General features: G+C 36.5%; 7 protein-coding genes. 6 read left to right on the top strand and 1 reads right to left on the bottom strand.

The window, feature by feature from the left end; translation table 11 throughout:
* Positions 1-236: 236 nt before the first annotated feature.
* From mobV to P0Y67_RS21870, 4 genes are all read left to right on the top strand, one after another.
* Positions 237-1,436 carry a MobV family relaxase gene (mobV, locus tag P0Y67_RS21885; RefSeq protein ID WP_342393580.1) on the top strand — a complete coding sequence of 400 codons (1,200 nt, stop codon included), beginning with the start codon at positions 237-239 and terminating at the stop codon, positions 1,434-1,436.
* A gap of 405 nt (positions 1,437-1,841) precedes the next feature.
* The gene (locus tag P0Y67_RS21880) at positions 1,842-2,111 is read left to right on the top strand and encodes a hypothetical protein (RefSeq protein ID WP_342393579.1); all 270 of its coding nucleotides are present in this window, start codon (positions 1,842-1,844) and stop codon (positions 2,109-2,111) included.
* Entirely contained in the window at positions 2,108-2,521 is a 414-nt protein-coding gene (locus tag P0Y67_RS21875) for a hypothetical protein (RefSeq protein ID WP_342393578.1), read from the top strand. Before P0Y67_RS21880 ends, P0Y67_RS21875 begins: the two co-directional genes overlap by 4 nt.
* Before the next feature lie 172 nt (positions 2,522-2,693).
* Positions 2,694-3,320, top strand: a complete 627-nt coding sequence (locus P0Y67_RS21870) for a helix-turn-helix domain-containing protein (RefSeq protein ID WP_342393577.1) — start codon at positions 2,694-2,696, stop codon at positions 3,318-3,320.
* Positions 3,321-3,708: 388 nt separating this feature from the next.
* Here the strand turns inward: P0Y67_RS21870 and P0Y67_RS21865 are convergent, their stop codons facing one another.
* A complete protein-coding gene (locus tag P0Y67_RS21865; RefSeq protein WP_342393576.1) occupies positions 3,709-4,443 on the bottom strand; it encodes a PBECR4 domain-containing protein in 735 nt (244 codons plus the stop codon).
* A gap of 818 nt (positions 4,444-5,261) precedes the next feature.
* Between P0Y67_RS21865 and P0Y67_RS21860 the strand changes: the two genes are divergently transcribed.
* Both P0Y67_RS21860 and P0Y67_RS21855 read left to right on the top strand, forming a co-directional pair.
* Complete coding sequence (locus P0Y67_RS21860) at positions 5,262-5,825, top strand: MerR family transcriptional regulator (RefSeq protein WP_342393575.1); 564 nt, start codon at positions 5,262-5,264, stop codon at positions 5,823-5,825.
* A gap of 1,500 nt (positions 5,826-7,325) precedes the next feature.
* Positions 7,326-8,002, top strand: a 677-nt coding sequence (locus P0Y67_RS21855; protein ID WP_342393574.1) for a hypothetical protein, incomplete at its 3' end; no start/stop codon positions are given.

The following is an 8,002-nucleotide window of genomic DNA, read 5'->3' as shown; positions in this document are numbered from 1 at the left end:
CGCAGGGATTGGGGGGTTGGGGAGTCCGATTAGGGGGGTCTGGGGAAGAGTTCCCCACTGGGTTTGGGCAAAGCCCAAGGTCTAGATCTTAGGAGGGTGCAGAATTTGCACCCCCCTGCCCTTAGCGTCGCAGACCACAAGAAACTTTGCGTGCAAAGTGTAGTGTGTTACACTTCTCTTAATCATTACCTTGTTCTGATAGAGAACTACCCCCTAACAAAGAGAGGTTTTTGCCCTTGAGTTATGCTATTATCCGCATGCAGAAAATGAAATCTACAGCAATAAAAGGCATTCAATTTCATAACCAAAGAGAGAGGGAAAGTGAAACGAATCCCGACATTGAAGAAGCAAAATCCCACCTCAACTATGACCTTCACAATGAAACCCCAATTGATTACCTGGAGACGATTAATAAGAAAATTGAAGATGGAGTCGATACTGGTGGCAAGAAGATCAGGAAGGACGCTGTACGTCTTTGCGAGTTTTTGATTACTTCAGACAAATCTTATTTTGATGGATTAACGGAAGAACGTGAAAAAAAGTTCTTTGAGAAGGCATATGAATTCATTGAAGATCGCTACGGGAAAGAGAATATTGTCTATGCGACTGTTCATAAAGACGAAAAAACGCCCCATCTTCACGTAGGATTTGTCCCGATTACTGAAGATCAACGATTGTCGGCCAAAGAATTTTTCGGTCAGAAAAAGCAATTGGTTCAGCTGCAGGATGATTTTCATAAGCATTTAAAAGATTCCGGCTTTGAACTGGATCGAGGAACTTCCAGTGATAAGAAACATATCACCCAAGCAAGGTTCAAGGCAGAAACGTTAGAGAAGCAAGCGAAAGAATATGAGAAGAAGATCCAGGAGATCGAGAAGCTCCAGGCTCAAATCAAGAAAGTCGAGAGCATTGAAGTAAAGAATTCACTCTTCCAACGAGATTATGTTCAAATTTCTAAAACGGATTTTGAGAATATGCAGAATCAACTTAAAAAAGGGATTGCGACCAGAGATGATCGGGATGAACTTGTTGGTACGATCGAAAAGACGAAAAAAGAAATCAGCTGGCTGAAATCTGATAATCTTTCCCTAAAAAAGAAACTGGATCGAAGTGAAGAGTACAAAGGATTCTTAACGAAATCACTCAGTAGTCAGGAACAGAAAAATAAGCAGCTGGAAGAAGAAAATAGCAAGTTGAAAGGGCAGCTCAAAAAAATGGTGGAGTTTGCGACAGTTTCTGTGAAGGTTATTTTGAAGGAAGCTCTTGAGATAGATCCTTCAAAAGGGATGGAAAAAAGGCTCTTTCAGGCTTATATGAGCTTCAGGAATAAGTTTTTTGGTAAAGATAAGGGGAAAGCACCGGAAGAGCTTCAGAAGGACTTAGAAAAGAAACCAGAGCGTTCTAAGGATAAGCCTGATTTTGAGATTGGAGAGTAAGCTGTTATAATCAAAAATAATAAAAAGCCACCCTTTTGCGGCCAAAGCTCAAGGGTGGTTTTTTATTTTTCTACAGTAGTTGCTGCTTCATCTTTATATTTAAAATTGGCTTTTTGTTCAATCCCATTCTCTCCAAAAAATTTCAAAACGAATTTGTTTTATATCATTCCAATCCCCTCTTCAAAGAGAAAAACATTTGCTCTAAAAGTGCCTCTACCGATCTGATCTAATATTCCCTTTTTAACTACGTATTTTAATTGTTATCAAGACTTCATGCCTTTAGGGCATTCCTCGTTGCCTTTATGGCAACGTTTTTCGGAAGGTGAAGAATATAAAATTAGCCACTTGATAAAAGATACCTAAAATACTAAAATAAAAGTAACTATTTTCAAGAGGTGATATGAGGTGAAGAACTTCATTTGTGAAAGCTGTAGCAAGCATTTAGAGGTTAATGATCGAGTTTATGATAAAGCGTATAAAGGGCATAATTTTTGTTTGGATTGTCGAGCTTCACATGGTGGCAAACGCGAAGGGGCTGGCCGACCTTCACTGGGTACAACAAGAAAGGTGTCGATTACATTGCCGGATGAGATATGGGAAAGAATAGACGATTCGAAAAAAGAACAGTCGATGTCAGCTTTTTTGCGTGAATTGATTATGGAGAATTATGAATGAAGTGTTTGTACTGTGAAGTAGAAAATGAAGATTTGACAATTGATTGCGAATTTTGTGGGGCTCCGTTGAAACGGCAGAGGCCAAAAGTAAACGGGTTTGTGTATTTGGATCAATGCGAACTTCAATTTGAAGAGCTAGAGATTTTCCATACATATGATTTGCTGGTTCTTCTTCGGTTAGTTAGAGAAGAGAGAACGAAATGTTATAAACTCATGAGAACGGTCCAGAAGGCTCCAAAGGACGTTGTAATAGATTCAGAGACCTTGGACTTTGCTCAAAGTGAATATAGGCGTTACACAGCCCGTATGAAGGTTGTAGAGGGTATCTTGATTGACCGGATGGGATATAAGCCGAAAAGAATTGATGATAAATTGTTAGAGAGTTTACGAAGGAAAATTGAAAATGGGTAGGAAAAAGGGGAATTTATTGGTATTGTCTAATTATAAAGAAATGAGAAAAACCGCCCTGTCTTTGGTCGGATAGGCGGTTTCTCTACAATCTAAGTTTGGAGTTAGTTCCAAGATATTTAAATATATTCTAACATAAAGGGACTAATTCCTGCTACATAGGAGAGGAATTAGAATGAAAAATAATAATATTGTAGACTTTGATCAGGCGGAGAAGAATGCTAGAAAAAGAGATTTTGAAAAAGAAAAGTTAGAATATGTTCAAAAGCATGGTGGGCTCTCAAAAGAAGAAATTGATAATGCGATGGCTACGTTAAGCAAAGCAACTGGAAAAGATGTTTATTTAGGCACTAAGAGATCACCTCAATCGAAAGTGAGGTTTGCTCAAGTTATGCAAGAAAATCTGAGATTTTTAAGCAATGAAGAGTATTTAACTTTAAGTGAAAAGGGATTTTTAATGGATATTATTCCTTATATTTCTTTCAATAGTAATTCCATTATTTTTGATGTTAAAGCAAAAAACGCTGTACCTATGAATATTTCTGAATTAGCTAAAGAGCTTGGTAGAACAAGAGATAAAACCAGCAAATTAGTTAATGCTTTAGTTAAAAAAGGGATTTTGGCTAAAGCTGAAAGTGGTATAGAAGGAAATAACGCTAAAGCGTATTCTTTATTTGTTAACCCTCACATTATTTTTGCAGGGGATAAAGATAATGTTCCAGAGCATTTACAAGTGATTTTCTATAAAGCTATGAAGACGAAAAGTTTAAAAAGTTTACCTAATAAATTATTCCAGAGTTGACATAGTCAGCTCTTTTTTTGTGTTTTCGTGTGTGTCCATTTGGCTACACAAGTGTGTCTAAATGGACACACACGAAATACTCCTAAAACTCATATATACCAACGCTTTAACTCACTTCAAACTTTCTCTCTCTTCTCACTCTATATTTATTAGCATTTCGATCTTTGATAAGCAACACTATTTTTTATAAAAATTTCGTTAAAATCAATTTTGCCATAAAGGCAAAAAAGGTTGCCATCAAGGCAACCAAATGTAATAAGAAAATTATGGTGCTATTGAAACTACATCGAGAAGGGAAGCAGCGCAAGCAGCTTCCCAGTACACAACGGAAGATGATCAACATGCGAAATTCGCAGATTCTTGGCCACAACCGTTCCGATGCCACCAGTCATTTGTTCTTTTTTTCAGAAGAAGCAGATGTTTCAATTTCTGTTTGGGTATCTTCTTCTCTTTGTTTAACGACAATCGTTTGTAAGACCTTCCCACTGGATCGATTCGTTTTTGTAATGGTGTTGACGTAGATTTTATCTTGACCTTGAATGAATTTTTTCCCATTTTTCGTATCAGTGATTCGTTCAACCAAAAAGGTTCTTGGAAAATAGTAATCTGTCTGATTTTCTTTCTCGATTCCTACGTGAACAATGGTATTGTGGTGGAAATCAAAGATGAGTATTTCGCATTGAATGTCACTGTTTTCTACTTGTTCGAATTTCACCATTATTTCAGTGGATTCCATTACATAGGGAACGAGGTAAAAAAAGATGAGCTTATCCTTTATGTTCTTGAAGGCAGTTTTGGCTCCCTTGGAAAGGTTTTTTAGGTGGTCAAAGTCGATGCGACCATCCTTAATTCGCCGGTATCCCTCATGTCCCTTATACTCTGCGCGCTTACGGACACTGCGGGAATATTTAGCTTTGGCCACGGTTTCTACTCCGAGAAGGTGACAGAGACGGTGTGGATCAAAGTGTAATCGAATTGTTCGTTCGGTTTGGCCATCGGTTAACTCGTATGTATATTCATAAGGTGCTAGATATGTATCGTAATAATCCAATAACAATTTCAATGAAATTTTATCAATAAAGGGTTTTTGCTTCGTCGTGTGCAGGGATTGTACCGTAAACATCGATTCTCTGTCTCTCCTATCCTAAAAATTTACATGTATGTATAAAACAAAAGCCCTGATACTAACGTATCAGGGCCGTAGTTGGAAAATTCAAGGCAACGAATGTTACACGCTTTCCAGGTCCGTATTTTTATCGTCCCCCCTGGCAGAGAACCTAATGTTGCCGATTAGGCGAGGCGGTGTTGTTCCGCGCTCCGTTACCACTTATCATATACAGAATATCACCTAAATATCCTTCTTTCAAGTAAAATAACCACAAAAATGTATGAAGTCTATATATAAATGTATGATTCTTTTACATAATTGTATAAAATCTTTACAACTTGATGGAAGTATCAAACCTTCAAAAAAAACTGTTGTTAAAGGATTTCTTTCTACTTGAAAGGGACATCTCTTACATAAAGAACCCCCACCCCCCCTTTGTGACAACCTGATTGGAGAGTTTCCGGTGAAAAGTCGCTCAGGAGATTTTAAAGTCCCTGTCATCAAGATGTACGAAAGCTGCCTCTTACAGTAATCTTTTCTTTGGATATTTAATTAGTTTCTAATTAATAAAGGTTGTATTTGACATAATGCTTATTCGAGGAAGTAGACGACAGGACCCTTATCCGATAAGGGTTTTTCTTATGGCGATCAAGAGACCGAAAATGAATAACTATACGAATGTTGATTTATCAACATTTAGGGTAATGTCTTCGTTCGGAATTACCCTCTATTTTTGTATAAAACGTGTATATTGTTTATTTGAATTACTGGAGGATTTAGAGAACTTGTGTCAAATTGATAGTAAACGCGAATAAATGCGAGGTGACCATGAAATGAACGAGTACGGATCTTATTCCAAAGAAGTGGCCGAATTACTGGATTTAAACTCAAACACCTTGCGAAGGTGGTCCATTGAATTAGAAAAAGAAGGGTACATCTTTGAACGGAACGATAAAGATCAAAGAATCTATTATAAACGCGATATTTTATCGTTAAGGCATCTCCAAAAGTTGAGTAGTGAAAGAATGCCCATTTCAAACGCGTGCAAGAAGGTTGCAGGCGAATATATCAAGGCGAAAGAGTTAGAAAAAACGCTAGGCGTTTATGAAGAAACGGAGAAGAATGAAGGGAAGAACAGCGTTCAGGTCACGTTAACAAAAGAGGAATTAAGTTCTCTTATTGAAGACTCTGTTGAGCGGGCGGTTGAAAAAGAACGGGAAGCCATGTTTAAAGCATTCGAAAGGAAAATGAATGATGTGATAGAGAATAGAGATCGTCACTTGGTTCACCAATTAAATCAATCAATGGAACAAAAACAGTTGGAGATTGCTGCTGCAAAAGAAGAAGTAGAGAAGAAACCGCGTAAGGGGATATTAAGTTGGTTTAAAGGTGAGTAATTCAAAAAACATAATTTCTTTGAAAAAGGGCTAGCCCCTTTTGCGCGAATTCACTTTTTTTGTGTGTATTATCTAACAGGGTTCTTCAAGACAAAGAAGAATACTTTGCTGAAACATTTGCTATGTAATATTAAATTTCAATCCGTTATTGCGTATTGTCATCAATTTTTGTATGACATATTGAAATATGTAAACAAAACTTACTTGCTGCTGCGCCTATATCTTTGTCACAAAAATAAATTTATATTGTTTTTAAAATTAAGAGAGAAAAAAAGCTATTATATTGGTATTACTGTTAATGGGTGGATATTAGACAACTGGTGGGTGGGTTACATGGAGTAGGGAGTTCCGTTGTGACAGTTGAGGATTTTACTTGTATCTATTAGTAGATTGTGCGGATTTACGAGCTCAAGACTATTATAAGGTGAGCCTTTTGCGACACTAATACCTTGAGGTTCGTATCATAGATTAGAAGAATTGTTTATAGTCTAGGAGCTTATGAACATTTAAAATAAGGCTGTTTGAAAAAAAATTAACCGATTTTTCTACCACAAGTCACTTGAAAGGAGTTACACCAAGAGGATACACTGATATAAGTAAGTTACACCTTTGCGAGACACCGTTTTAAGGATTCTAGTTTACTTGAAACCATTAAGTGAGCAGAGTACTTTTCGTTGTATAATAAAAAAAATAACCTCTGTCCTGCCAGACTGAAGTTATTTTTTGAAAGGCGGTGAGTAAATGAATACAGTGCTAGTGATCTGCGCAATTGTCACCGTAGCTCTAACTACGGTATTAGCGACATGTGCAGTGTTAACGTTAGCTTTCATGTTTTCCCAAACAAAGAATAGCTAAACCCACCTGTAAACCAGGGATTGTCTGCCAACAATTCTTGGTTTATTTTTTTAATTGTTTTTAACTGTAGTTAATCCTAATTAACTGTAGCAAACTATGATGTCTTTGACTTCATTGTAAACAGTTATATTTTTGTTCGCAAGGAGCAAATATTTACTGACTTAGTAAGTGGTAAATTTTTTGCGTCATTTCCGGTAATATTTACGAAACACAAAACGGATCATCTAACGAATCAAAATAATCCTATTTACTGAAACACTAATAGTGTATGGAAAATGTCCAAAAAAACGCTACCCATTATTTTAAAATGCTATTTAAAGGGTCTGGCTCCTCTAAATGAGGGGCCATTTTTATTTTGTCTTATTGAAACTAGTAAAAGTCGTTAAAAGGCTTATCGGGGATTTTAAGGGCATTATGCAGGAGGAGAGTTTGGCGAAGACGGATGTGACCCACGACGTCAAAAACGATTCGAAAAGCGGACCGAAGGGAGCATTAAGGAGTTGACAGAAGAACGTCGCCAGGGACCCTCATGATTATTTTTCCGACACATTTTAGACACATTTTTCGGAATTTTTAGAATCTACTGAACTAAAAATGGTATATTATAGATTTTGTGTAAATTTTTTACCAACAGGAGGGAAAGAAGTGAAAAATGTAATTAAAGTAAGTGTTGGTTTTATGTTATCTTTCGTTTTATTTGTAAGTTTTTCTTTATTCAGTCAAGAAGCAAAAGCAGCAGGACCGGAAAAAATTAAAGTCCCATCGAAAGTGGAGTTAATTAATCAGGGCGTTGATTCTAGCAAAGTTGATAAATTAATTAAAAAAATGGAAAGTGGAAAAAAACTAGATGCAGATAAGTATTTGGAGAAATTAGGTGATGGGGCTGTTCTTGCTACTGAAGAAAATCCTCATTATAGAAAAGATTTCGCAGATGGTTCTTTTGTAGAAAATACCATTGAAGATATTACAGAAAAAGAAAACGCAAAAAATATGCAACTTCGATCAATAACACAGATAGGTGGCACACAAGAGTATAGAACATTAAAAATTTCTACAACTAAAGTTTGGGGGACAATGAGTTTCAAAGTGAAAATATATTTTCCTTTAAGCGGATATTCGAAAATTCTTCAAGCTTATGACTGGTATTATTTAGGTTCAGTTTACGCAGAGAACTATAAAGGAATTTACAGAGCGTCTGAAACAGCCACTGCAGATGCAGTAGCAATTTATAAATTACAAATTGAAGTCGCTGGTAATACTGGAGTTAGATATCTAGTGAAAACGGAATTTAGAATAAGAGATGGTAGGTATTGGACAGTATA

Origin of the sequence: Photobacterium sp. SP02 (genome assembly GCF_038519165.1) — a bacterium.
GTDB classification, from domain to species: domain Bacteria; phylum Pseudomonadota; class Gammaproteobacteria; order Enterobacterales; family Vibrionaceae; genus Photobacterium; species Photobacterium halotolerans.
The sequence above is the reverse complement of the archived record's forward strand: the minus strand, read 5'-3'. Positions and strand labels throughout refer to the sequence as shown.